General features: G+C 53.2%; 21 protein-coding genes and 1 pseudogene. 6 read left to right on the top strand and 16 right to left on the bottom strand.

Annotated features, from left to right (window positions below):
- The first annotated feature begins 199 nt into the window (after positions 1 to 199).
- The 4 genes from H8527_RS05840 to H8527_RS05825 all read left to right on the top strand — a co-directional run bounded on the left by H8527_RS05840 (position 200) and on the right by H8527_RS05825 (position 2,545).
- On the top strand, positions 200 to 466 hold the full coding sequence (locus tag H8527_RS05840; protein ID WP_255498527.1) for a hypothetical protein: 267 nt from the start codon (positions 200 to 202) through the stop codon (positions 464 to 466).
- Positions 394 to 543 carry a hypothetical protein gene (locus H8527_RS10040; protein WP_370539229.1) on the top strand — a complete coding sequence of 50 codons (150 nt, stop codon included), beginning with the start codon at positions 394 to 396 and terminating at the stop codon, positions 541 to 543. The genes H8527_RS05840 and H8527_RS10040 overlap by 73 nt, the downstream gene beginning before the upstream one ends.
- A gap of 583 nt (positions 544 to 1,126) precedes the next feature.
- Positions 1,127 to 1,387, top strand: coding sequence for a hypothetical protein (locus H8527_RS05830; RefSeq protein ID WP_187546443.1), 261 nt, complete (start codon positions 1,127 to 1,129; stop codon positions 1,385 to 1,387).
- A gap of 87 nt (positions 1,388 to 1,474) precedes the next feature.
- Positions 1,475 to 2,545, top strand: a complete 1,071-nt coding sequence (locus H8527_RS05825; RefSeq protein ID WP_222935113.1) for a winged helix DNA-binding domain-containing protein — start codon at positions 1,475 to 1,477, stop codon at positions 2,543 to 2,545.
- A 118-nt stretch (positions 2,546 to 2,663) separates the two neighbouring features.
- Here the strand turns inward: H8527_RS05825 and rpmH are convergent, their stop codons facing one another.
- The 6 genes and pseudogenes from rpmH to H8527_RS05800 form a co-directional block, all read right to left on the bottom strand.
- Positions 2,664 to 2,822, bottom strand: a complete 159-nt coding sequence (gene rpmH, locus H8527_RS05820; RefSeq protein WP_009437314.1) for a 50S ribosomal protein L34 — start codon at positions 2,820 to 2,822, stop codon at positions 2,664 to 2,666.
- A gap of 145 nt (positions 2,823 to 2,967) precedes the next feature.
- On the bottom strand, positions 2,968 to 4,059 hold the full coding sequence (gene trpS, locus H8527_RS05815) for a tryptophan--tRNA ligase (RefSeq protein WP_187546441.1): 1,092 nt from the start codon (positions 4,057 to 4,059) through the stop codon (positions 2,968 to 2,970).
- A gap of 111 nt (positions 4,060 to 4,170) precedes the next feature.
- Positions 4,171 to 4,350 (bottom strand): annotated as a pseudogene (locus tag H8527_RS09915) (IS30 family transposase); the annotation flags it as partial.
- An 84-nt stretch (positions 4,351 to 4,434) separates the two neighbouring features.
- Positions 4,435 to 4,962: a hypothetical protein gene (locus H8527_RS05810; RefSeq protein ID WP_187546440.1), complete on the bottom strand. Its 528-nt coding sequence runs from the start codon at positions 4,960 to 4,962 to the stop codon at positions 4,435 to 4,437.
- A gap of 126 nt (positions 4,963 to 5,088) precedes the next feature.
- Positions 5,089 to 5,406 carry a TRL domain-containing protein gene (locus H8527_RS05805; protein ID WP_187546438.1) on the bottom strand — a complete coding sequence of 106 codons (318 nt, stop codon included), beginning with the start codon at positions 5,404 to 5,406 and terminating at the stop codon, positions 5,089 to 5,091.
- A 298-nt stretch (positions 5,407 to 5,704) separates the two neighbouring features.
- Positions 5,705 to 7,240 (bottom strand): OmpP1/FadL family transporter, encoded by a 1,536-nt coding sequence (locus H8527_RS05800; RefSeq protein ID WP_187546437.1) that lies wholly within the window; start codon positions 7,238 to 7,240, stop codon positions 5,705 to 5,707.
- Positions 7,241 to 7,495: 255 nt separating this feature from the next.
- Here H8527_RS05800 and H8527_RS05795 point away from each other — a divergent pair, with 255 nt between their 5' ends.
- A complete protein-coding gene (locus tag H8527_RS05795; RefSeq protein ID WP_187546435.1) occupies positions 7,496 to 8,107 on the top strand; it encodes a glutathione peroxidase in 612 nt (203 codons plus the stop codon).
- A gap of 105 nt (positions 8,108 to 8,212) precedes the next feature.
- Here the strand turns inward: H8527_RS05795 and H8527_RS05790 are convergent, their stop codons facing one another.
- The 8 genes from H8527_RS05790 to tsaB all read right to left on the bottom strand — a co-directional run bounded on the left by H8527_RS05790 (position 8,213) and on the right by tsaB (position 15,607).
- Positions 8,213 to 8,560, bottom strand: coding sequence for a T9SS type A sorting domain-containing protein (locus tag H8527_RS05790; RefSeq protein WP_187546433.1), 348 nt, complete (start codon positions 8,558 to 8,560; stop codon positions 8,213 to 8,215).
- 149 nt (positions 8,561 to 8,709) lie between these two features.
- Positions 8,710 to 10,098 (bottom strand): RIP metalloprotease RseP, encoded by a 1,389-nt coding sequence (gene rseP, locus H8527_RS05785; protein ID WP_187546432.1) that lies wholly within the window; start codon positions 10,096 to 10,098, stop codon positions 8,710 to 8,712.
- Positions 10,099 to 10,164: 66 nt separating this feature from the next.
- Positions 10,165 to 11,325 carry a 1-deoxy-D-xylulose-5-phosphate reductoisomerase gene (locus H8527_RS05780; protein WP_187546430.1) on the bottom strand — a complete coding sequence of 387 codons (1,161 nt, stop codon included), beginning with the start codon at positions 11,323 to 11,325 and terminating at the stop codon, positions 10,165 to 10,167.
- Positions 11,322 to 12,356 (bottom strand): acyltransferase, encoded by a 1,035-nt coding sequence (locus H8527_RS05775; RefSeq protein WP_187546428.1) that lies wholly within the window; start codon positions 12,354 to 12,356, stop codon positions 11,322 to 11,324. The genes H8527_RS05780 and H8527_RS05775 overlap by 4 nt, the downstream gene beginning before the upstream one ends.
- Positions 12,357 to 12,450: 94 nt before the next feature.
- On the bottom strand, positions 12,451 to 13,032 hold the full coding sequence (gene rimM, locus H8527_RS05770; RefSeq protein WP_187546427.1) for a ribosome maturation factor RimM: 582 nt from the start codon (positions 13,030 to 13,032) through the stop codon (positions 12,451 to 12,453).
- Between the two features lie 19 nt (positions 13,033 to 13,051).
- Positions 13,052 to 14,356 (bottom strand): UDP-N-acetylglucosamine 1-carboxyvinyltransferase, encoded by a 1,305-nt coding sequence (gene murA, locus H8527_RS05765; protein WP_187546425.1) that lies wholly within the window; start codon positions 14,354 to 14,356, stop codon positions 13,052 to 13,054.
- 16 nt (positions 14,357 to 14,372) lie between these two features.
- Complete coding sequence (locus tag H8527_RS05760) at positions 14,373 to 14,912, bottom strand: DUF4290 domain-containing protein (protein WP_187546423.1); 540 nt, start codon at positions 14,910 to 14,912, stop codon at positions 14,373 to 14,375.
- Positions 14,913 to 14,914: 2 nt separating this feature from the next.
- Positions 14,915 to 15,607 carry a tRNA (adenosine(37)-N6)-threonylcarbamoyltransferase complex dimerization subunit type 1 TsaB gene (gene tsaB, locus H8527_RS05755; protein WP_187546421.1) on the bottom strand — a complete coding sequence of 231 codons (693 nt, stop codon included), beginning with the start codon at positions 15,605 to 15,607 and terminating at the stop codon, positions 14,915 to 14,917.
- A 1,128-nt stretch (positions 15,608 to 16,735) separates the two neighbouring features.
- On the opposite strand from tsaB, the gene H8527_RS05750 reads away from it, so the two are divergent.
- Entirely contained in the window at positions 16,736 to 17,221 is a 486-nt protein-coding gene (locus H8527_RS05750) for a hypothetical protein (protein WP_187546419.1), read from the top strand.
- 97 nt (positions 17,222 to 17,318) lie between these two features.
- Here H8527_RS05750 and H8527_RS05745 read toward each other — a convergent pair whose 3' ends face one another.
- Positions 17,319 to 20,297: a M16 family metallopeptidase gene (locus H8527_RS05745; protein ID WP_187546417.1), complete on the bottom strand. Its 2,979-nt coding sequence runs from the start codon at positions 20,295 to 20,297 to the stop codon at positions 17,319 to 17,321.
- Between the two features lie 26 nt (positions 20,298 to 20,323).
- The gene (locus H8527_RS05740; RefSeq protein WP_187546415.1) at positions 20,324 to 21,637 is read right to left on the bottom strand and encodes a thioredoxin fold domain-containing protein; all 1,314 of its coding nucleotides are present in this window, start codon (positions 21,635 to 21,637) and stop codon (positions 20,324 to 20,326) included.
- Between the last annotated feature and the right edge of the window lie 195 nt (positions 21,638 to 21,832).

The raw sequence follows: 21,832 nt of genomic DNA, 5'->3' as shown, positions 1-21,832 counted from the left end.
TAGCAAAATTTCCTCGTCTGTACATTCTCATAAAGTCACTTTACTGGTATGAATTTATTTTCTTTATTACTAACCCCAATTCGGGATAAGCAAAGCTTGTTTTTTGCCTTAAAATAGTTTTAACAAAAGCCAAAAAAAGAGGATTATTTTTCGTATATTTGTTGTTGATAACCAAACAGATAACAAAAAACAATCCTCTATGAAACTTGTCAGCAAAGTTACGGAAATTTATTGTATTGCAGATGATTTCTGCAAAGAATATGAGCTGGAATTGAACAAAAAGGCACTTTCGCTTTCAAATCCAGCTCCCAACACCCCTAAAACTCGCAATAGAAAGGGAAGAATGAGCGATGCAGAAATGATTACCATTCTTGTCTTGTTCCACAGCAATACATTTCACAATCTCTTTTTGCTTCACTCTTCGATAGGGGAGTTCACATCGTCACGGGAATACGCACTAATATGAAGAACCACTTAATGGATGTGCAAACATTGAACATTCCCCTCAAAAAATCTCCCTCGCGCGCGTATACCCTACAATAGCACGTGTTTTTTGCCTTCACTCCTTCACCACAGGGGATAGACGCCAGAAAAACAGGTCGTTACAGGTGAAGGCATTCGACATCTGTGCCTTCACCTGCCTTCACCACTGTTGCCCCTCGGTGAAGGCGGTGAAGGCAAAAAACAAGCCTGTTGTGTAGTGATGCGCACGTACGCGCGAGGGCGAACAAGCGAAATGCCGCTGTCTCTTACCTCTGAAAATCTACCTCTGAACTAAATCCATCTACCTCTGAGGTAGAAAAAACTACGTCTGAGCTAAATTCCTCCTGCTCCCTCGCAGATATGTTAAAGTCGTGTTAAAGGCGAGGGTGAGTGGCGGATTTCTTGGGCGAGATGTCTATATATTCACAGAGGCCGACATCGAGCGGGAGAGAAGCAAAGGAAAAAGAAAGGTGTTCCCGAAGGAAACTTTTTGTTGCTTCGGAAAGATTTTGCCCGTTTCTTCTCGAATAGAAAATTCCTTTTTACTACCTTTGCAATCTGATAGCACCTTGCTCCAAAAAGTTAGGAGGAGGTGTTGGAAGCACTTTTTCTCATCAATACAACAACTTGACACCACAACAAAATGAATCAAGAAAAGTTTTTAACCATTCTCGGCTGGATTGCCACGGCCACCGCTATGGCGATGTACATCTCTTACATCCCGCAGATTAGTTCTAATCTGTCCGGACACAAAGGCGACTGGCTTCAACCCTTGGTAGCCGGCATCAACTGCACACTGTGGGTGGGCTATGGTGCTATCCGTAAGAAGAAAGATTGGCCCATCATCATCGCCAACTTCCCCGGCATTCTCTTTGGTTTCGGAGCATCTATCACAGCGCTGTAAAAGGAGGGACAATCCTTCTCAGTGATGCCCGATATTCGCCCCATTGGGGAGGTTTCCCTTTATCCAACAGCCCAAAAGAGAGATGCGATGACGACAGATTTCAGAGTTTTAAGACAGATTTCTCAACAGTTGGTCTTTCCTTCCTTCGTAAGGCCCGAAGAGGTTGTGGCGTGGATGGGTGCCATGCAGGCGCAAGACTACAACATGGTCAAATGGGCTGTGGGCATACGGCTGAAAGGGGAAGGCGGCTTCTCGGTGGTACAAAAGGCTTTCGATGAAGGTAAAATTCTACGCACCCATGTGATGCGCCCCACATGGCACATCGTCCCTGCCGAAGATATCCGCTGGATGTGCGCATTGTCGGCCTCAAGCCTACAAGCCACCATCAGGGATAAGAAACGAATGGCCGCTTTGCTGTTGAGCGAAGACACCTTTCGGAAAGGTTGCCGGCTCTTTGAGCAGCATCTTGCCGGAACGACAGGGATGACGAAAGATGAACTTGAAGCGATTTTTGTGGCCGAGGGAATACCCTGCGTTACCGGTACGATGTATCGCCTCCTCATGTTTGCCGAAACCATCGGACTGATTTGCAGTGGTATCGACCAAAACGGCAAACCCACCTACGCCCTGATGGACGAACGGGTGCCGCCCACACCGGAGCGCTCCAGAGAAGAAAGCATCGCTTTACTGGCTGAACGCTACTTCCGCAGCCATTCGCCAGCCACCCTCGCCGACTTTGTTTGGTGGTCGGGGTTGGGCATTCGAGAAGCGAGGGCAGGCATAGAGGAGATTAAAGACCGGCTCGAACTGCTGACGATCCAAAATACCACCTACTATCTGCATACGGAAGCGGCCGCCCTCATCTCGACTCCGGAAGCGGCGGTACATCTCCTGCCGGCGTTTGATGAATACACCATAGCCTACAAAGAGCGGGCGGAGGTGATTCACGAAGCCGGAAGAGGACGCAATCAATGCTCTAAAAATGGTTTTTTCTATCCGCTCATTGCCGACCAAGGCAATGCGGTAGGGCTGTGGAAGGCAGAAAAGAAGCGGAAAGCGCTGTTAGTGACAACCACGTTCTTTGCCCCTCATCTCGAACCCAACTCCCTTCTCCTGCAGGCAGCGACAGAGCGCTACTTGTCGTTTTGGAGCAAGTAAGGGGAAGGGCGCTCTTCGACTTTTCGAGGAGCACTCTTCTCCACTACACAAACAAAAAACCGAATTCTTCAAAAAGAGGAATTCGGTTTTGTTTGAGGTTGTATCGCAGTACAGCGAATTACTTCTTGCCGTGTACTTCATCAGATACGGTGAGCTTCTTACGGCCTTTGGCACGACGAGAAGCCAAAACGCGACGGCCGTTTGCAGTGGCCATACGCTGACGGAAACCATGCTTGTTGTTTCGCTTGCGATTGTGGGGTTGGAACGTTCTTTTCATTTTTTATATCGATATTATTGTTGTTCTGTACAATGCTCACGCATTCGTCATTCGGACAGCAAAATTAGCAAGAAAATCTCATTTAGCCAAACCTTTGTGCTACTTTCTGCACAATGAGAGCAGTTTGGCTGGCTGCTTGGCGCACTTACTGTGCAAAACGTGCCACTTGCTCGGCTATCAGTTCGGCGTCGTCGAAATAATTGATTTTCATGGCACGACGCACATCGGCCAATGTGTCGGCCGCCACTTCGCGAGCGGCTTCGCTGCCTCGGCGCAGAATTTCGTAGATGGCGGGAATGTCCTTTTGAAGTTCCAGACGGCGCGCCCGAATAGGTTCAAGCGTTTCGTTGAGTACCTTTTCCAAGAACTTTTTGCACTTCACGTCACCTAAGCCTCCTCGCATATAGTGGGCTTTGCACTCGTCAAGGTTGGCATAGTCGGGCCAGTAGCGGGCAAAGTGGTCGTCGGTGCAGAAGGCATCGAGATAGGTGAAGACGGTGTTTCCTTCCACGTGACCGGGATCACTCACGGCGAGGTGCGTGGGGTCGGTGTACATGGTTTTGACCTTTTTGGCCATTTCATCTGCTGTCTCAGAGAGGTAGATGCAGTTGCCCAAACTCTTCGACATCTTGGCTTTGCCATCGGTGCCGGGAAGGCGCATACAGGCAGCGTTGTCAGGGAGCATGATGGAGGGCTCGACAAGGGTATCGCCATAGATATGGTTGAAGCGGCGCACAATCTCGGTGGCCTGCTCAATCATCGGTTTTTGGTCTTCGCCGGCGGGAACGGTGTTGGCACGGAAAGCCGTGATGTCGGCGGCCTGCGAAACAGGGTAAGTGAAGAAGCCGACAGGGATGCTGCTTTCAAAGCCACGCATACCGATTTCGGTTTTCACCGTGGGGTTGCGTTGCAGACGCGACACGGTGACCATGTTCATAAAGTAGAAAGCCAATTCGCAGAGTTCGGGAATTTGGCTTTGGATGAAGAGGGTGACACGCTCGGGATCAAGACCGCAGGCAAGATAGTCGAGCGCCACTTCTATGACGTTTTGCCGCACCTTTTCAGGATTGTCCACGTTGTCCGTCAGGGCTTGAGCATCGGCAATGAAGACAAACATCTTCTCGTAGTCGCCGGCATTCTGCAATTCTACGCGGCGGCGGAGCGAACCGACATAATGCCCAATGTGAAGGCGACCTGTTGGGCGGTCGCCTGTGAGAATGATTTTATTGGAAGACATAAAATGCTAATTTTGCGTGCAAATGTACGATTTTTTTTTGAGATGGCGAAACAAAACGCCCTCTGCTTCCGAGGAGGCAGAGGGCGGAGAAGGGCCCGTAGAGTCAACCGGCAAGTGCTCTGCTTTCTTCCCATGGGCAAGTTTGGCCATGAAGAGCATGTTTGTGGAACGCTCCACAATCGTGAGTATGGCGTGGTTGTGACTATCCACAATCAAATCCATCTCAAAATCCCCAAAGCGTTTTCCGTCTGCCTGCTTGGGACGCGAGTGAATGCTCGTTCTATCGGATATGGGGAAAGGCACTGCGGTGGGCGAAAGGCGGAGCATTTCTCTTTTCTCCGCAGTCGCGCGGAGAAACCACCCCCGGCAGACGACTTAGTCATTTTTCATCTGTTCGATCAACTGATAAATGCCTTGTTGACGGCGCCACGCTTTGTCGGAGAAACTATAGCTGACCACCGGTTGACCTTTGTGGCAGAAGCGGAAGGTCAAAGGCGTCTGTGCGCTGAGCAACGTTTGCCACAGAGTATAGGGCAATTGGATGGAAAGGCGCAGTTCCCATTTGGATTTTCGCGGCTCTAAGTACAGCCGTTCGGTAGGAAAGGTATGGTTCTTTCCTTGGGCGTCTCGAAACGTGAGACTATCCACCTTTTGTGGCACGGAAAAGAGTAGCGAAGTGTTGAGCCTCAGCGAATCGTCGGGGCTGATATAAGTGACGTCGAAGGTGAGTTTGCTCCTCTTGTGGGCGCCTTCCTCTCGACATTCCGCTTTGCTGGGCAGCACAAAATAGAGCATTCCCCGTTCGGTGGGTCGTGAAACGATGTATTTGATGAAATTTTCCGCCTGCAGAGTGGCGAAAGCGGCAAGAAGGAAGAAAAGTATAGTCAGAAAAGATCGTTTCATCGTAGTAAGCAGTGTTAAAAAAGTATACGTGGAAAAAATCGAGCCCACCAGTTGTAAGCAAATACGAGGTCGCAGAGATGATTGCACTGCGACCTCGTAAGTTGTTCGGAGTTCTTGTCGGTGTGATTATTCACCGTAAACAAAAATGGTGTACTTGCCGTAGAGACCGAGGATAGAGTATTTTTTGCTATCTACGTGGCTGATCTTCTTGATGCCTGCTTTCTTTGCAGCTGCATTGATCGAAGCGTCACCCGTAACCAAAACGCCGAGGATGTTCACGGCTTCAGCCGTACCTACTTTGTTACCAACAGTGTTAGAGGTGGCAGTTTCACCGGATTGCATGTCGGTGTAGATTGTACCCAAACCTGCGGGAGTGGCAATCGTCGCGCAACTCGTGAAAACGAGAGCTGACACCGCTACAAGAGCGAGAGAAAGTTTCTTCATAACTGTAAAAGGAATTAATGGTTCTTTTAAGTGTTTAAGTATGCCGCAAAGATAGTAAATGTATTTTTAATAAACAAGCCCGAAGGGAGAAATTTATCGTGTAAAATATTTGAACTGCGATATTTTCTGAAAGAACGGCTCGCCATTTTGCGCTGACTTTTCGGTGAATGTGTGGGAGAGGAGCGCCGCAGGCTTACCATTTTTAGGGCTCGTTGGAGGAGGACAGGGGGGGAGATTTGCGGAGTGTGTGCTGGTTGCTTCCCTTGAAAGATTTCGAGAGGAAGGGGGTAGCACTTACTTAAAACTTAAATTCGGCACCAATGCCAAACACTTTGTTGCTGCGGGTGAAGTGGTCCGTACCGCGCAGAGCGCCTGAAGCCACGATGGCCTTAGCACGTTCTTCGCCTTGGGCTTTGGCGATGATGTTGGCGGTGTTGTTGTAGTTGTCGGCCGTCTTGGTGTAGTCACCATAGAAGGTTTGGAAGTAGGCCACGTTGAACTTCACGCGGTCGTTGAGTCGATAGCCCAAGCCGAGACCCACGCTGTAAGAATTGACGTTGAACGAAAGGTCGTTGACAAAGGCATCAGTGTTGGGATAAATCGTGCGCTGCATACCGGCACTGAGTTCAAACTTCTCATTCACATCGTACTCCGCACCCACGTTGTATTCCATCGTGCCATGGTCGAGGAGTTGGTTTTTCCAGCCCGAAACGTCCGAACCCGATTTGGCTTCACGGTCGAAATAGTAGTGGTAGCCGGCATTCAGACGGAGACGCTCGATGGGGCGGTATTGTACGCCCAGGGTGAGCAGGGCGGGAATGTCGCCGCGCACCTTAGCACCGTCTTTATAAGCTGCAAGAGCGGTGAGGTTGTCGGCGCTGGCAGAGCTGGCCGAGGTGTTCTTAAACTCAAGGCGTGTGCTGAATTCGTATTTTGCAGCCACATCAAACTTGTCATGATGGTAGTGCACACCTACGATAGGGGCGATGCCAAAAGCCGACTGGTCGGTGTTGAGCAACACGTCCTGTGTGGCAACACCGAGCACACCCATTGTGCGTGCAGCGGTAGCGGCTTGTGCTGCGGCTGCATGCTGACCCGCGGCTTGTGCTGCGGCAGCCATGGCCTTATACTTGTCGGAAGCCGCATTGAAGTAGCTCGATGCACCTACCATCGCACCACCGGCACCGGCATTGATACGGATGTTCTTGAGATAGCCGTAGTAGTTGGCTGTGGCATAGATACCGCGCAAACCCAAATAGGCCGAGAGGTGATTGGTGATTTTATAGCTCGAGCCGAGGGTCGTGCCAAAATAGTATTGTTTGCCGCGCATGTAGGCATCTACATCATACTTGTCGAAGCCAAGGTTTTGGTTCTTGCCGAGCATACCGAGGAGGGCAACCTGACTTTCGAACGAACCCAAACCATTTTCATACTCGGCCTTCCCGCCACCGCCGACTAAGGCAAAGTTGAATTGGAGCGTCCAGCGATCCTTGACCCAAGCAGCCTGAAGGGAAGGAATGACGGGAGCCGCCGCACGTCCTTCAAAATACTTTTGGGTGCGACCACCGTTGTTCTGCCCATAGGCAAAAGATCCGAAGGTAGAGGTGATTTCACGCGTTTGGAAAGCCGCCTGCCAGTTGACACCGAGATGGATGCCGTTGCTCAAAAAACTCACACCTGCGGGGTTGGAGTAGACGCCGTTCAGATTGACTGCAGCGTCTTGTGCAGGGTTGCGCAGAAAGGCTACGCTTTGGTTGGTGTTGGTCAAGTAGCCGCCTGCGGTGGCAGAGAAGGCTGTGGCGAGCAGTGCCACAGAAAGAAAGAACTTTTTCATGATTTACGGTAAAATTGTTATTTACGGCGGCAAAAGTACGATTTTCCTGCACACGAGAAAAATAATTGTGCAGAAATAAGCGATATTGCTGCTCACTTTCGTATGTTTTGCGCAACTGATGTGGCAAAGCACCGCTTTGGACACACGCTAATTTGCTTCATCTACCAACGAGGGGGATACAAAAATACAGATGGTAGCGGCAGATTTCGCTAAGAAATCCGTACTTTTGCAATCTTATCTCTTTATTCATATCAAATGAAACGTTTTTTGCTTTCTCTCTTTGCCCTTTGTGCCTTTGTGCCGGGGCTGTTGGCTCAACAGAGCTTGTATGATTTTCAAGTAGCCGATCGCGATGGCAAGCTCGTGAGCTTGTCGGACTATCGGGGCAAGGTCCTCTTGATTGTGAACACCGCCACCGAATGCGGTTTCACACCGCAATACAACGACCTGCAACGCCTCTACGAACGCCTGCACGATCAGGGTTTCGAGATTTTGGACTTTCCCTGCAACCAGTTTGGCGAGCAAGCCCCTGGTACGGCCGAGGAAATCCATCAGGTTTGCACAGCACGCTTCAACATCACATTTCCGCAATTTGACAAGGTGGAAGTGAACGGCCCAAATGCCGCTCCCCTCTTCACCTTCCTCAAGAGCCAACAAAGTTTCAAGGGGTTCGACCTCAACTCGGACATCGGCCGACGGATGGACGAAATGATGCGCAAAACCGATCCAAACTACGCCACGAAGCCCGACATCAAGTGGAACTTCACCAAGTTTCTCGTCGACCGCCGCGGTTTTGTCATTGCGCGCTACGAACCGACCCACCCGCTCTACGCCATCGAGGAGGACGCGACCCTGATGCTCCGATAGTGCTCAGCAAATAGACTAAGAAGTGAGACCATCACAACTTTTTGTGGTGGTCTCGCTTCTTGTTGTTGAGGAGAGAAAACGGAGTGTCTTCGGCCTATCGTCGGCTTAGAGGAGGTTGATGCGGCGCGCCACCTTGCCCACCTTGGCAATGTAGATGCCGCGGTTGAGGTTGAGCGTGATGGTCTTGTCGTCGCTGTCCACACGATAGGTGGCCACTTTGACCCCTGCCACGTTGTAGAGGTCGAGCGTGAGCCCTTCGGCATTCTGCACCCGCACCTGATTATTTTTGGTCGTGATGAGGATATCACCACCGGTGGGCACTTCTGTCACATTGGGTGCAGTGGCAACGGGTGTCATGGTCCAAGGTTCGGGAAACTGGAACGGAGCGGCAACGGCCGAGGTCCCGGTCCAAGCCAGGGCGATGAGCAGGAGAAGACGTATAGCAGAGTTCATATCAAATCAGACTTTAGGGCGTGGGGACGTGCTCCACGTGATGGTTTGAGAGCAAAAATAGCGTTTATTGTGCAAGCAGACAAGTTTTTTTGAAGAAATCTTCGTATTCCGGCTTTTTATCGGCCATTTTCGCTCAGAAAGGGCAGTCATCAGAACAGGAAGCGCACCACATCGTTGAAAATGCCGAGTGCCATCAAGCCGAGCACCAAATAGAAACCGATGGTATTGACGCGCTCAATCAGACTGTCGGGGAAGCGGCGGCGGGTGATGAGTTCGAGCAGCGTGATGAAGATATAACCACCATCGAGCATGGGGATGGGCAGGAAGTTCATGAAGGCCAACATAAGGGAGATGAAGGCCGTGAGCTGCCAGAAGGCGGGGGCGCTCCACGTGGAGGGGAAGAGGCTGCCGATGGTGCCGAAGGAACCGACACTCTTGGCGCCCTCGAGAGTGAAAATGTAGCGCAGGTCGCTCACGTAGCCGGTGAGCACCTCCCAGCCGTGGCGGATGCCGGCGGGGAAGCAGTTGAGGAAGTTGTAGTGCATGGTCTCCATCTTGTAGTCGGCCAAGACGTTGTGCTTCATCACACCGAGTTTGCCTTCGGCGGTAAGTGAAAAACGGAGGGTGTCGCGGAGGGCATTGTCGGCGTGGAGCACCACGAGGGCGGTACGGAGCACGGCGGGTGCCACTTTGCCGTCGGCGGCATCGATTTGGTCTTTGACCACGGCGAGTTGGGCATCGATTTCGTTCCAAGTCTGCACGGGGGTACCGTTCATCGCGATGATGCGGTCGCCCTCGCGCAGGCCGGCCTTGCGGGCGGGGCTGTCGGGGGCAAGGTCGTCAACGAGAGCGGGCAGGGTAAGGGCAACAAAGGGCGGTTGCTCCTTGATCATCTTGAGCAGGTCGATGCGGCCGCCGGTGGCAATGTCCACCTGTTCGCCGCGGCGCAACACGTGGATGGTCTGTGCTTTGCCCAAGTCGCGGAGCATTTCGCTTTGGTTGAAATGAGTGTAGGTCTTACCGTCGGCCCCGGTGATGATGTCGCCGTTGCGGAAACCGAGTTGTTGCGCTGTGGGCGAGAAGGTGAAACCATGGGTGATGTTGCGCATCGGCAGGCGCTCTTCGCCCCACGCCAGCAGCACCATCGAGTAGATGAACAGCGCCACGAGGAAGTTCATCAACACACCGCCCACCATCACCAGCAGGCGCTGCCAGGCAGGCTTGTTCTTGAACAGTTCGTGAGCCGGAATGGTAGCCTCTTCTTTGGCTACGGCATCGGCATCGGTGCTCTCATCGACCATACCGGCGATTTCGACATAGCCCCCAAAGGGCAACCAGCCGATGGCAAACTCCGTGCCGCGCCATTTGCCTAACGGCAGCGCCACCCGCTTGCCACGCCAAAAGTCGAAAAAGAGGCAGAAGCGGTGGACTCGGATACCGAAGAGTTTGGCAAAAAAGAAGTGGCCGCCTTCGTGGAGGATGACCAGTAGGGAGATGCTCAGAATAAGTTGTAGAGCTTTGGTGAGAAAGATTTCCATTGCTTACTTGTTGTGGAGTTTTGTGTTGAAATAAGGTGGACGGATGCCACCGAGGAGAGGGCGCGTTTAGGCAGAGGGTGCATCGCAATAGGCCGCGACGAGACGGCGCACTTCGGCATCGGACGCGAAATAATCGTCGAGGGTGGGCTGCTTGCAGAAGGTGGCTTCGGCCATGGCGCGGCGGATGCAGCGCGCGATGTCGAGATAGCCGATGCGGTTTTGTCGGAAAGCGAGATTAACGACTTCGTTGGCGGCATTGACGACGCAGGGCATGTTGCCACCGATTTCGGCAGCTTCGTAGGCGATGCGCAGGCAGTCGAATCGATCAAAGTCGGGGCGTTCGAAGGTGAGGTTGCGTAGTGCAAAGAGGTCGAGCCGTTCGCCGCTCAGCACTTCACGCTGTGGGAAAGAGAGGGCATACTGGATGGGCAGGCGCATGTCGGGCACACCGAGCTGGGCTTTGACAGCACCGTCGGCAAACTGCACCGCGCTGTGGACGATGCTTTCGGGGTGCACCACCACTTCTATCTGTTCGGGCATCACGCCGAAGAGCCATTTGGCTTCTATCATCTCAAAACCTTTGTTCATCATCGTGGCGCTGTCGATGGTGATTTTGGCGCCCATCTCCCAGTTGGGGTGGCAGAGGGCTTGCGCTGCCGTCACGCCTGCCATCTCGGGCAGGATGAACTTGCGGAAAGGCCCTCCCGAAGCGGTGAGCAGGATCTTGTCGATGGCGTTGCCGCCTTCGCCCACCAAACATTGGAAAATGGCACTGTGCTCGCTATCGACGGGAAGGATAGCTACGCGGTGCTCCACCGCCAACCGAGTGATAAGTTCACCGGCCACCACGAGCGTTTCCTTGTTGGCCAGCGCAATGTTCTTCCCTGCTTCGATGGCGGCGATAGTGGGGCGCAGTCCCGAAAAACCGACCATCGCAGTGAGTACGACGTCGACTTCGCTCATCCGCACCACATCGCAAAGAGCATCGGCACCGGCAAAGACTTTCATGGGCAGGTCGGCCAGCGCATCGCGCACCGTCGCATAGTGGGCTTCGTTGGCAATGACCACGACTTCGGGCCGAAACTCACGCGCTTGTGCAATGAGGAGTTCAGCGTTGTTGCAGGCGGTGAGTGCGTAGGTTTGGTAGGCTTCGGGATGCTCGCGCACAATGTCGAGCGTTTGTGTCCCGATGGATCCGGTTGAGCCCAGGATGGCAAGTTTTTTCATGAAGGATGAGTTGTAATTCGGCCGGTGAGTAGAGACAAGAGGTGGGGAAAGAAGAGTTGTAACACTCGGAAGACAGCCCACGAAATGCCGATGATGACACATGGGAGGAGGACGTAGAAGGCTGCCGCAGCGATGACACCGGTGTCCATCAGCGGAAGGGCTTTCTTGCGCAGCATTCCGAACAGTGGTTCGTGGAAGGCGTAGAGAAAGAAGGCAAACTGCCCGCTGCGCCCCAGCCACGCCCAGCGCGTGGAGGAGGTTCCCATTTTTGCCCAGCGCCACAACAGCAATATCGCCGGGAAGGGGATGAGTGCATCAACGTAAGGCAGGATAGCCGCTGGGAGTTGTTGATAAAAGACCGTGAGGCGTACCATCAACAAGAGGAGCAGCAGCAAGGAGGAGATGGAGGGTATCAGACGAGCTGCGATAGATTGTAAGCGTTTCAGATGCCCCAAGCGTAGCGAAATGCCCAAACAGAAATAGAACAGCGAGAGGATGGGCACGTTGCAAAGATAGAGCACCAAGAGCACCCCGAGGGAGAGGGAGCGCGTGCCCTTGGCAAGCCACACCCAAAGCGGATAGACGAGGGATAGGCACATCAAATCTCTCAAAAACCAAAACTGGAAGTGCAGCGGTGTGCCTTGCCCATGGTAGTTCCAGAAAGAAGGCAAGACATCGTGCCACGTGGCTTGATGCAGGGCGAGGGCCGCCAGCAAGGTTAGGCTTCCCCAGCAGACATAGGGCACAAAGAGCGTGAAGAAACGCCGCTTCATCTTCTGCGGCCACGCTCGTGCGTCATCGCCGCCGGAAGAGACAATCAAATAGCCCGAAATGAGAAAGAAGAAAGGTACACAGACGCGGAGCACACCCAAATTGAGTGTTTGCTCAAGAAAGGACAAGACGCTGACCACATTGGGTTGTGCCAACTGCTGAAAGGTGGTGTATTGGTTGTGTAGCAACACCACGCCGACCATAAGCGGCAGGCGCAACCACGCAATCGCGTGCGAAGTTCGTTGTTCTATGGCATTCATCGTTCTGTTGCTTTGCGATTTACCTATATGCTCCTCCTCTCAGTGGGTGGAAATCCTGTACGAGATGTCGTGCAGTCAAGGATTTTTTACGCTCCTACCGGGCTGCATTGAGTTCTAAAATCTCCTCGGGCACATTGAGCACGAGATAGCGCCGGCGCGTGTCGTAGTCGAGGACGAAGTCGTCGTGCAGCGGCAGCAGCACCTCCTCGCCCTCCTCGGTTTCGACTGTGAGCAGCGCACTGGAAGGCGTGGTGGCCACGTGGGTGATGCACCCCAGTTCGCGTGTGGGCATACCGGCATCTTCGGTGTCATCGGCCTGGACGGCGGTCAGGTCGGGGAGCAGTACGGTGTAGCCTACAAAGGCTTGGAGGCTGCGGATTTCCGGAGCATCATCAGCGGGCAAAGCGGCGTGCGGATAATACACGGAAACACCGACCAAGCGGCGGGCATCTTTTTCAGAGTCGATCTCCTCGAACTTGATGAGGGCGGCTTCGTTGTTTTTGAAACGATATTCTTCAAAGAAGAAAGGGACGAAAATGCCGTCCAGCAGGAGCACAACATAGTCCACCTCACCGCGGTCGAAAGCATCGTCGGTGAATTGGAGTTCCATTTCGCCCTTGATGCCGTGGGTGCGGGTGAGGCGGCCGATGAGGTAAACGTCTTCGGGTTTAATCATAAGCTATAATAGTTGTGTCTTACACACGCTTGATGGAGGCGCCCAAAGCGTTCAGGCGCTCTTCGATGCGTTCATAGCCGCGGTCGATCTGCCCGACATTGTCGATGCGGCTCGTGCCGTCGGCACACATTGCGGCGATGAGCATGGCGATGCCGGCGCGGATGTCGGGGCTGACCATGCGGTGGGGCTTGAGGGCGATGTCGAAATTGTGCCCCACGACCACAGCGCGGTGCGGGTCGCAAAGGATGATTTGCGCTCCCATGTCGATGAGTTTGTCGACAAAAAAGAGACGACTCTCAAACATCTTCTGGTGAAACAAAACACTGCCTTTGGCTTGCGTGGCCACGACAAGGAGGATGGAGAGGAGGTCGGGCGTGAGTCCCGGCCAGGGGGCATCGGCCAGCGTCATGAACGAGCCGTCGATGAACGACTCGATTTCGTAGCGCTGACGGCCGGGGATGAAGAGGTCGTCGCCGCGCTCGTCCACGCGGATGCCCAGACGGCGGAAAGCATCGGGAATCATCCCCAGGTCGCGCAGGGAGACGTCCTTGATTGTAAGCCCGTCGCCCACCATAGCGCCGATGCCGATGAACGACCCTATCTCAATCATGTCGGGCAGGATGCGGTGGGTGGCGCCATGCAGTTCCGTCACGCCGACAATGGTGATGAGGTTGGAGGCTATGCCCGAGATGTTGGCGCCCATGCGGTTGAGCAGGTGGCAGAGTTGCTGGATGTAGGGCTCGCACGCCGCGTTGTAGATGGTGGTCGTGCCCTCTGCCAGGACGGCGGCCATGATGATGTTGGCCGTTCCGGTCACGGAAGCCTCATCGAGCAGCATGTAGGCGCCTTGCAGTCGGCGGGCAGCGAGTTCGAAGATGCCTTTTTCGGCATCGAAGTGAAACTCCGCCCCGAGTTGTTTCAGCCCGTAGAAATGGGTATCCAAGCGGCGGCGGCCGATTTTGTCGCCACCAGGCTTACTGATGGTGGCACGACCGAAGCGGGCCACGAGGGGACCGATGGTCAGCACCGAACCGCGCAACGCAGCGCAGCGGTCAAGGTATTCCTCCGAGCGCAGGTAGTCCAGATTGAGGGCATCGGCCTGGAAGGAAATGTCGCCGTGCCCATAGCGCGTCACCTTCACGCCGATGTCGCAAAGGAGCTGTATCAGGTTGTTGACGTCGACAATGTCGGGCACGTTCTGCAGGCGCACTTCCTCCGAAGTGAGCAAGGTGGCGCAAATCACTTGCAGCGCCTCGTTCTTAGCGCCCTGAGGAGTGATTTCGCCCTTCAAGCGGCGATTGCCTTCGATGATGAAAGAAGCCATAAGTAGGTGTAGGGGATTATTGTTCTAAGGCGTCGGCCACTTCGCTTTCGGTCAAAGCGCCGTTCACGCCCACCACGATGTCGCGCACCATGCGCCGTTGGTCGGGATGTCCGTTGCGGGCCGCAGCGAGTGTGGTGCACATGTGGGCAGCGGCTTGGCGGAGGAGCGCGTTGCGTGTGGCGATGTCGGTTTCGGACTCAATCCTCCGAAACAGTTGCTCCACCAGTTTGCCGTAGTTCTTCATCCGCAGACGATGGTCGGGATAGGCCAACCTCCCGGGGCGCACAGCCTCCGTGTGCGGCTCAATCTCGCACGGGAAGTCGATGTCGAGGCGATAGTCGGCGATGCGTGCCAGGTGGTTCCAGATTTGCACCTCGTTGTCAATCCCCGACTTCGTCTTGGCTGCCACCATCTTCATCACCTGCACGATTTGGTGGGCATAGCGGGTGCGCTCCTCCCGATCGGTCATGGCGAGCGCACGCTCCACCATCTCTTGCACCTCACGACCGTAGGCGCGCAGCCGCAGTGGGGGAAGTTGCGTGTTGTAGGGTAGCATGTTCAGAAGCGTTTTTTAGGGGTGGTGGCTTGATACTCTTTCAGGTAGAAAGGTTCGAAATAGGCGGTGTCGACAAATTCGCCCTTGGCGTGGGCACGCTCTGCCAGCGGAGCCATATATTTGGCCAGCGGGAGAGCGCCGTCGATGAAGTGAGCGTTGGGGTGGTCGATGACAGCCTTACACTTCTCCATGCCGTCGCCCAAGAAGTAGACGGGGCGCTCGTCGAGCCAAGGTCGATAGGTGTCGGCATCGACGATGTCGGCCTGCACCTCGCGCACAGCGTTGAGGGCGCGGTCGTAGACGGCAGCGTAGACCTCCATGCGGCGGGCATCAATCATCGGCACGAGGAGGGCATCGTCGGGCAGGTCGTCGCGGAAGAGGAGCGTGGGCACGGTGATGAGCTTGAGCGTGGGCACGGCAATCATCGGCACGCCGCGGCCGTAGGCCACGCCCTTGGCGGTCGACACACCGATGCGCAGCCCGGTGTAGCTGCCCGGTCCGCTCGACACGGCCACGGCATCGAGCGGGATGGCGTGGCTCTCAGCGAAGCTCAAGGCCTCGTCCACAAAGGGGGCGAGCACACGGGCATGGTTGGGGCCTTCCAGGTTTTGCTGTTCAAAAATCACTTGCCCGTCTTCGCTCACGGCTACGGAGCAAACGGAAGTGGAGGTTTCGATATGGAGTATGCAGGACATTGAGTCAATGATTTTACATCAGGTTGGGAGATTTCTCGGGGGGACTTTCCCCTTTCGACAGAAAAAGGCGCTTGCTTTCGGCGCACATCTCCCCAAATTATCGCCTGCAAAGGTACATCTTTATCAGTAATGTGCCAAAGAAAACGCTTATTATGTAGTCGGTGCGCCCTTTGACAAAGTCTACGGGACGTTTCAAATTTTGGTCGGCGAGCGTCGCAAACTATAAACCAAGGTTTGAATTATATAAACCAAGGTTTGGTTTACATAAACCAAAGTTTGAATTACATAAACCAAAGTTTGGTTTATAGAATTTCTCTGACTTATCGAACTTTTTTCGGCACTTGCGCAACTTTACTTGCGCTGCCGCCGAACTTCATCAAAACCGCCCACGGGGGCTTCTACTTCGTGCGGTGAATATCAGACATTCTTCTACATCGTACAAGTCCAAAGCCGCAGGGTAGTCCCCGGAGGGGGCTTCTCTGAATAGCCGTAGTGTGAGGAGGAAGGACGACGAACCTACGGAACGTCCAACGCTGAAAGAAACCAGCCAATTTGACTTCCAGAGAGAAGGCCTGCCCCTATAAGTATATAGACATCTCGTCCACGAAAAGTGCCACTCATCCTTGACTTTAACACGACTTTAACATTCCTGCGAGGGAGCTGGAGGAATTTAGCTCAGACGTAGTTTTTTCTACCTCAGAGGTAGATGGACTTAGATCAGAGGTAGATGTTCAGAGGTAGGAGACAGCGATACTTTGCTTTTTCTCCCTCGCGCGTACGTGCGCATCACTACACAATAGGCTTGTTTTTTGCCTTCACCGCCTTCACCGAGGGGCAACAGTGGTGAAGGCAGGTGAAGGCACAGACGTCGAATGCCTTCACCCGTAACGGACTGTTTTTCTGGCGTCTATCCCCTGTGGTGAAGGAGTGAAGGCAAAAAACACGTGCTATTGTAGGGTATACGCGCGCGAGGGGGATTTTTTTGTATGTTAAATGTTTTGGTCTTTCGGGATTTTTTGGTGCAATTTATTTGGAAGATTAAAATGAAAAATCTTATATTTGCTGCCATCAATGTTGTTAAATCTCATAATACTAGAAGTCATGTGTAAATTAAAATTCTTATGCTGCTTGTTAGCACTATTAATGTTTGAAGCATGCTCGGAGAATTCTATTGAACCTATTCAGAATGAAGGGGTAGGAGTACTGCTGGGTAAAAATCTCCAAAAGTTTTCTTTCTCAGAATGCAAGGCTGAAAAACAGATAGCCAATGAAGATCAAGTGCAATTGTTTACCTTGCCTGAAGGTCGGCTTCGTATGATTGTAAAAAATCTTACTTTCCCATGTGATGCTCTCTTATCGGGAACAGTAGAAAATTCTGATAAAGAGTGCATATTGTATATTCTCGGAAAAGGAATATCTGCAAATTGTATGTGTCATCATGATTTTACTTATGAATTTTCCGGATTGAAAAATGCCACCACTTATAAGATTGTGGTGAAGCAATGTGAGACAAATAGAGAAACTTCGGATGTTCCCTACCATTTTTATCGTGAAATACAAACTTTCAGCTTTACCTATGTGAATGGAAAAGCACAACTTGAAGTTAATAAATAGTCTCCCCTCAACTACGTACTTCCAATTTACCTAAACAACAATGGGGTGTGCCTAATGTGGCACACCCCATTGTCGTATTTAGGAGAATGAAGAGATCTTACTTTTCCCACTTGCGCTCGGCAGGAGGAAGGGCTTTGACCACGATGTCGCGGTGGCGGGCTCCTTGCAGCAGACGAGTGGCAACGGACTGCACATCTTCCGGCGTGAGTTGGCTGAAAGCATTGTCTACCAACGCTGCGGGCGCTTGGGCAGCAGTGGGCTGCGCCTTAGGCTGTTGTTGCGTTTTGCCTTTGGTCTTACCCGATGTAACGGTGGCTTTGTCCACTTCGGCAGCGAGATCGGCCGGAAGTTGAGGTACCGTCCCTGTTTCGGCATAGACGTTGAGCATTCCCATCCACAAAAGGGCTTCGGGCGTGTTGCTTTCCGTGTGCGTTTCTTCGGTAGCGGCATTGACGGCCAAAGGCACTTGTACGGCTTTGAACTCGTCGGCAGAGAAATGTCCGGCAGCGATGTCGCGGAGAAGTTCATAGGCACGCGCTTTCATCTCATCGGTACGGGCGCGCTCAGTGGTAAAGTGAATGTTGAGCGTGGCCAGTCCTGCTGTCTCGGCATCGGTGGGAGCGTTGTAGCGGCTGCGCACCCCGATGGTGTAGGTGGCGCGGGCTTTTTCGCGCAACTCCTCGAAATAGCGGTTTTCCAATAAGCCACGGAACACTTCGAGAGCGGCTTGCTCACGCTCATTGAGGTTGAGGTCGTTGAGATAAGCGATTTCGATTTCGCCTTGGTCGCCCTCGGTGTCTACGAGAAACTCACGCTTGATTTCGGGGGCTTTGGAAGAAAAATCGAGACTGCGCTGTGGTGCGAGCGATTGCAACGTGGCGGTACGGCGGTCGGCATGGCCGGGGAGGGAGGCCAGATAGCGCTCCACAAGTTGGCGTGCCTGTGCTTCGGGCAGGTCGCCTACGATACAGAAAGTGAAAGCCTCAGCACGTCCAAACTGGGAGGCAAAGAGCGGAGCGAGATCCTCGTGACGTATCTTTTTGTAAAAGTCGGCGTCCTTACGAGGATTTTCGGGGGTGATGGGATTGAGCAGTTCTTGGATAGAATCTTGCACAGCCTGCATACCAGTGGTGCTGCGGGTAGAGGCGACATAGGCACTGCGCTGCACATAGCGGTCGAAGATGTTACGATCGAAACGCTGATGCGCCAAGACAAGATGGGCATAGCCCAAGAAATCGTCGGCCACAGCGGCAGCCGATTCGCCTCCGATACCGCTGGAGGTTTCAGACGAGGAAATGGAGAGATCGAAATCCTTGTTTCTTACCCATTCGTAAAGCTGATTGCGCGAATAGTTGTGCACCCCGCTTTGCATGATGAGCTGCGTCACGGCGGTGTAGGCCGGAAGGTCGCGTGCTGTGATGGAAACAGCGCCACCGGGCGCAGAGCCGGCAAAGAAGAAGCGGCCTTTGGGGTTGGGCACGTACTTGTAGAACACGCGTGCACCATTGCTCAACGTCCACTCTTGGGCTGCGAGAGCCGTGATGTTTTGGGTGGCGGTGATGTGTCCGGCCGGCAGGTCGAAGTCGATGAGGCGGGTGATGGGAGCGTGAGCAACAGGTTGCACCGTGGAGGGGTCGGCTTGCGCAAGGGCTTCGGTGAATTGTGCCTGCGTAAGGTTCATTTCATCGGCCGTTCTCGAAAAGGTGACAAAACTGAGATTGCGTCCATCGAGCATCGAGCGAAGCCACTCGTTCATGTCGTCGACCTCCAGTTCTACGAGTTCTTCGAGGTTGTCTTGCAGTTGCTGACGGAAAGACTTGATGGGGCGTTGCAGCAGGAAGTTTTCTTTGAAAAGTTGGAAAAGGTTGTCGGGCGTGCCGAGGCCTTCTTCTGATTCCAGCAACGTTTTGATGCCGTTGTAGATTTCTTTGCGTACAGCGTCAAATTCGGTTTCGCTAAACCCACGCTGTCGCAAATCTTCGCGGACGGCCAGCACTTGACACAGGGCATTGTACTCTTTTCCGTGGAAAGGCACAACATCCCACGCCATCTGACTTTGCAAGCGTACCAAGGGAGAAAGGCTCACCGAGGCGGCGATGAAGTCTTCGCTACCATCGTTGCGCAATGCAGCAAAACGACGTGGCGCCAAGCGGTTGAAGATTTGTGTGAAGAAGGTGTTGTGCTTGATATGGGCGATGCGTGTGCTGTCGCGCTGGTCGAAACGCTGATAGATACCCAGCGAAGGAGCAGTATTCTCACGGTCGATGAAGCGGGTGTAGAGCGGTGTGGCATTGTCGGCGATGGTGCGCGCATCAAGATCGACAGGAGCTTTCTTGTTGGGCACCTTGCTCAACACGGCCTTCACCTTGGCTTCCCACTCTTCGGGGTTGATGTCGCCGACGATGGCGACAAACTGGAGGTTGGGGCGATACCACGTGTCGTAGAAACGCTGCACGTCTTTGGCTTTGAATTGCTGCAAAATCTCCGGCGAACCGATGACGTTGCGCTGGGCGTAGCGTGCATTGTTGTAAAGCACCGGATCGATGACGTCGTTCATACGCTGGTCGACATTGTAGCGACTACGCCACTCTTCGAGCACGATGCCGCGCTCTTTCTCCACATCGGCAGGAAGCATCTTGATGCCGTGGCACCAGTCGGCCAAGAGGAGAAGCATGCGGTCGGTCAGTGCGGTGTTGGCGGCAGGGACATTGTGCACCGCATAGCGGGTTTCATCTTTGCCGGTGAAGGCTTCAAAATCGTGGAGATTGTTGGAGCGCAGGAAAGTCATCACGCGCTCGGGAAAATGCTCGGTGGTGTTGAACGCGAGGTGTTCAAGCACGTGTGCCAAACCTTTCTGCCGGTCGTTTTCGAGGATAGCACCGACATTCTGATAGAGGTAGAATTGAGCTTCGCCGGGCGTGCTGCTATCGTGGCAGACGTAGTAGGTCAAGCCGTTGGGAAGCGTACCTGTGCGCAAACCCTCGATTTGTGCACGAGCCGTCCACACATGCGCTAATGTGAACACGCAACTTACCATGAAGATGCGGAGGAGACGGGAAGAGAAAGATGAAAACATAAGATGGAGAGGCATGAGGGGAAGAATTATTTCTCAAGCAATTCGAGTTCGGCCAGTTTGCGGGCAATGGTTTGCTGTACCATCGCTTGCACCATTTCCATTTCGGCCATGCGCAGACTCTCGATGTTGGCAAGGTTGTATTGCTCGCGGGCTTTACCGAAATCTTTGAGTTGCCGGTAGGAGTCGCCCAACATGACGAGGTAGTTCACGCGGTTCATCACTACTTGTTCACCGGCAAGGGCGTGTTCCACCCAAGCAATGGCTTGGCGGTGTTGGTCGGCAGTGAGTTGATCGCCTGCGGCATAGTAGAGATCTTGTGCGGCCTTACCATAGTCGGCAGGAGTGGCTTCCTTACCCAAACGCTGCAAGAGCGAAGACATCGCTTGGATGTAGGTCTTGGTGTCTTTGTTTTTGTAGAGCTGATAGAGCGCATCGGCATAGATGGCTGTGCGTTCGGCAGGAGAGATACTTTCCGTGCTGACCACGGCATAGGACTTTTGATAGGTAGTACCTACTTTTTCCACAAGTTCCTTGTAGTGGGCATCACCGGCTTTGGCCAGCGCTTCAATTTGCGCATCATTGTTTTCCACTACATAGTAAGCAGCTGCATTACCGATGGCAACCTGCCAAGCGGGAAGATTGTCGTTGATGAAGTCGATCATCTCCCGAATTTCGTTCTTGTCATTGCCACCCACCGAATTGATGATGAGATAGTCCTGTTTGTTGATTAGGGCAGGACCTTTCTTGGCCTTGATGTAGGCGGCGTAGAGTTTGCGCAGGCGGACAGCCCACTTTTCGGCATCCATACCTTCTTGTGCTCCGAGAAAGGCAGGGGCTTTCATCAGGAGGGCTTGCTGGATAGACAAGTCGTTGGTCTGCTTCTTGTATTGCTCATAAAGGTCCTCAAAGCGTAAAGATTCGCCAGCGGCAATGCGTCCGGCTTCCATCAGTTGCGCAGCATTCATAGCGCCGGTGTTGACAGAAATTGCCTTACCATCGGCTGCGATAAAAGCGAGTGTGGGGAAGGCTTCTACATTGTATTGCTTGGCCAAGGCAACGTTATCGCCTTTTTCGGCATCAAGCTGGAGGGAGATGAAGTTGGCATTGAAATAAGCCCCCACGGAGTCTTGGGTGAACACTTCTTTGGCCATGCGCTTGCAAGGGCCGCACCACACGGCGTAGAAGTCGACGAAAAGGGGCTTGTTTTGTTTTTGGGCTTCGACAAGGGCGTCCTTGAATGAACCTTTGAAGAAGGTGATGCCTTTTTCTGCATTTTGCGCTTGTCCGTTGAATGCGAACAGAAAGGCAAAGAACAGGAGAAGAGAAGATAGTCTGTACATAATGATTGTGCGTTAGATGATGTGAAAGAGGAGAGTCGATAATTGTCGTTGGGAGAGGTCGGTATCAAACCGATCTGCGCTGCCGAAGGAGTCTACGATTGTGGGGAACTCTCTGGTGGAGCAGAGGGTGGGTTCAAATGAGGAAAAACAACGACGGCAAGGGATTTTCAAACTTGCAAAACCTCTTGCCGTCGA

Source organism: Alloprevotella sp. Lung230, assembly GCF_014385435.1.
Classification (GTDB): Bacteria; Bacteroidota; Bacteroidia; order Bacteroidales; family Bacteroidaceae; genus Alloprevotella.
This window is presented reverse-complemented; position numbering and strand designations above follow the sequence as displayed.

Bases quoted from the DNA above. Each gene is read 5' to 3' on its own strand.
- H8527_RS05840 (WP_255498527.1), top strand. From the start codon at position 200: ATGAAACTTGTCAGCAAAGTTACGGAAATTTATTGTATTGCAGATGAT.
- H8527_RS05830 (WP_187546443.1), top strand. From the start codon at position 1,127: ATGAATCAAGAAAAGTTTTTAACCATTCTCGGCTGGATTGCCACGGCC.
- H8527_RS05825 (WP_222935113.1), top strand. From the start codon at position 1,475: ATGACGACAGATTTCAGAGTTTTAAGACAGATTTCTCAACAGTTGGTC.
- rpmH (WP_009437314.1), bottom strand. From the start codon at position 2,822: ATGAAAAGAACGTTCCAACCCCACAATCGCAAGCGAAACAACAAGCAT.
- trpS (WP_187546441.1), bottom strand. From the start codon at position 4,059: ATGTCTTCCAATAAAATCATTCTCACAGGCGACCGCCCAACAGGTCGC.
- H8527_RS05810 (WP_187546440.1), bottom strand. From the start codon at position 4,962: ATGAAACGATCTTTTCTGACTATACTTTTCTTCCTTCTTGCCGCTTTC.
- H8527_RS05805 (WP_187546438.1), bottom strand. From the start codon at position 5,406: ATGAAGAAACTTTCTCTCGCTCTTGTAGCGGTGTCAGCTCTCGTTTTC.
- H8527_RS05800 (WP_187546437.1), bottom strand. From the start codon at position 7,240: ATGAAAAAGTTCTTTCTTTCTGTGGCACTGCTCGCCACAGCCTTCTCT.
- H8527_RS05795 (WP_187546435.1), top strand. From the start codon at position 7,496: ATGAAACGTTTTTTGCTTTCTCTCTTTGCCCTTTGTGCCTTTGTGCCG.
- H8527_RS05790 (WP_187546433.1), bottom strand. From the start codon at position 8,560: ATGAACTCTGCTATACGTCTTCTCCTGCTCATCGCCCTGGCTTGGACC.
- rseP (WP_187546432.1), bottom strand. From the start codon at position 10,098: ATGGAAATCTTTCTCACCAAAGCTCTACAACTTATTCTGAGCATCTCC.
- H8527_RS05780 (WP_187546430.1), bottom strand. From the start codon at position 11,325: ATGAAAAAACTTGCCATCCTGGGCTCAACCGGATCCATCGGGACACAA.
- H8527_RS05775 (WP_187546428.1), bottom strand. From the start codon at position 12,356: ATGAATGCCATAGAACAACGAACTTCGCACGCGATTGCGTGGTTGCGC.
- rimM (WP_187546427.1), bottom strand. From the start codon at position 13,032: ATGATTAAACCCGAAGACGTTTACCTCATCGGCCGCCTCACCCGCACC.
- murA (WP_187546425.1), bottom strand. From the start codon at position 14,356: ATGGCTTCTTTCATCATCGAAGGCAATCGCCGCTTGAAGGGCGAAATC.
- H8527_RS05760 (WP_187546423.1), bottom strand. From the start codon at position 14,912: ATGCTACCCTACAACACGCAACTTCCCCCACTGCGGCTGCGCGCCTAC.
- tsaB (WP_187546421.1), bottom strand. From the start codon at position 15,607: ATGTCCTGCATACTCCATATCGAAACCTCCACTTCCGTTTGCTCCGTA.
- H8527_RS05745 (WP_187546417.1), bottom strand. From the start codon at position 20,297: ATGTTTTCATCTTTCTCTTCCCGTCTCCTCCGCATCTTCATGGTAAGT.
- H8527_RS05740 (WP_187546415.1), bottom strand. From the start codon at position 21,637: ATGTACAGACTATCTTCTCTTCTCCTGTTCTTTGCCTTTCTGTTCGCA.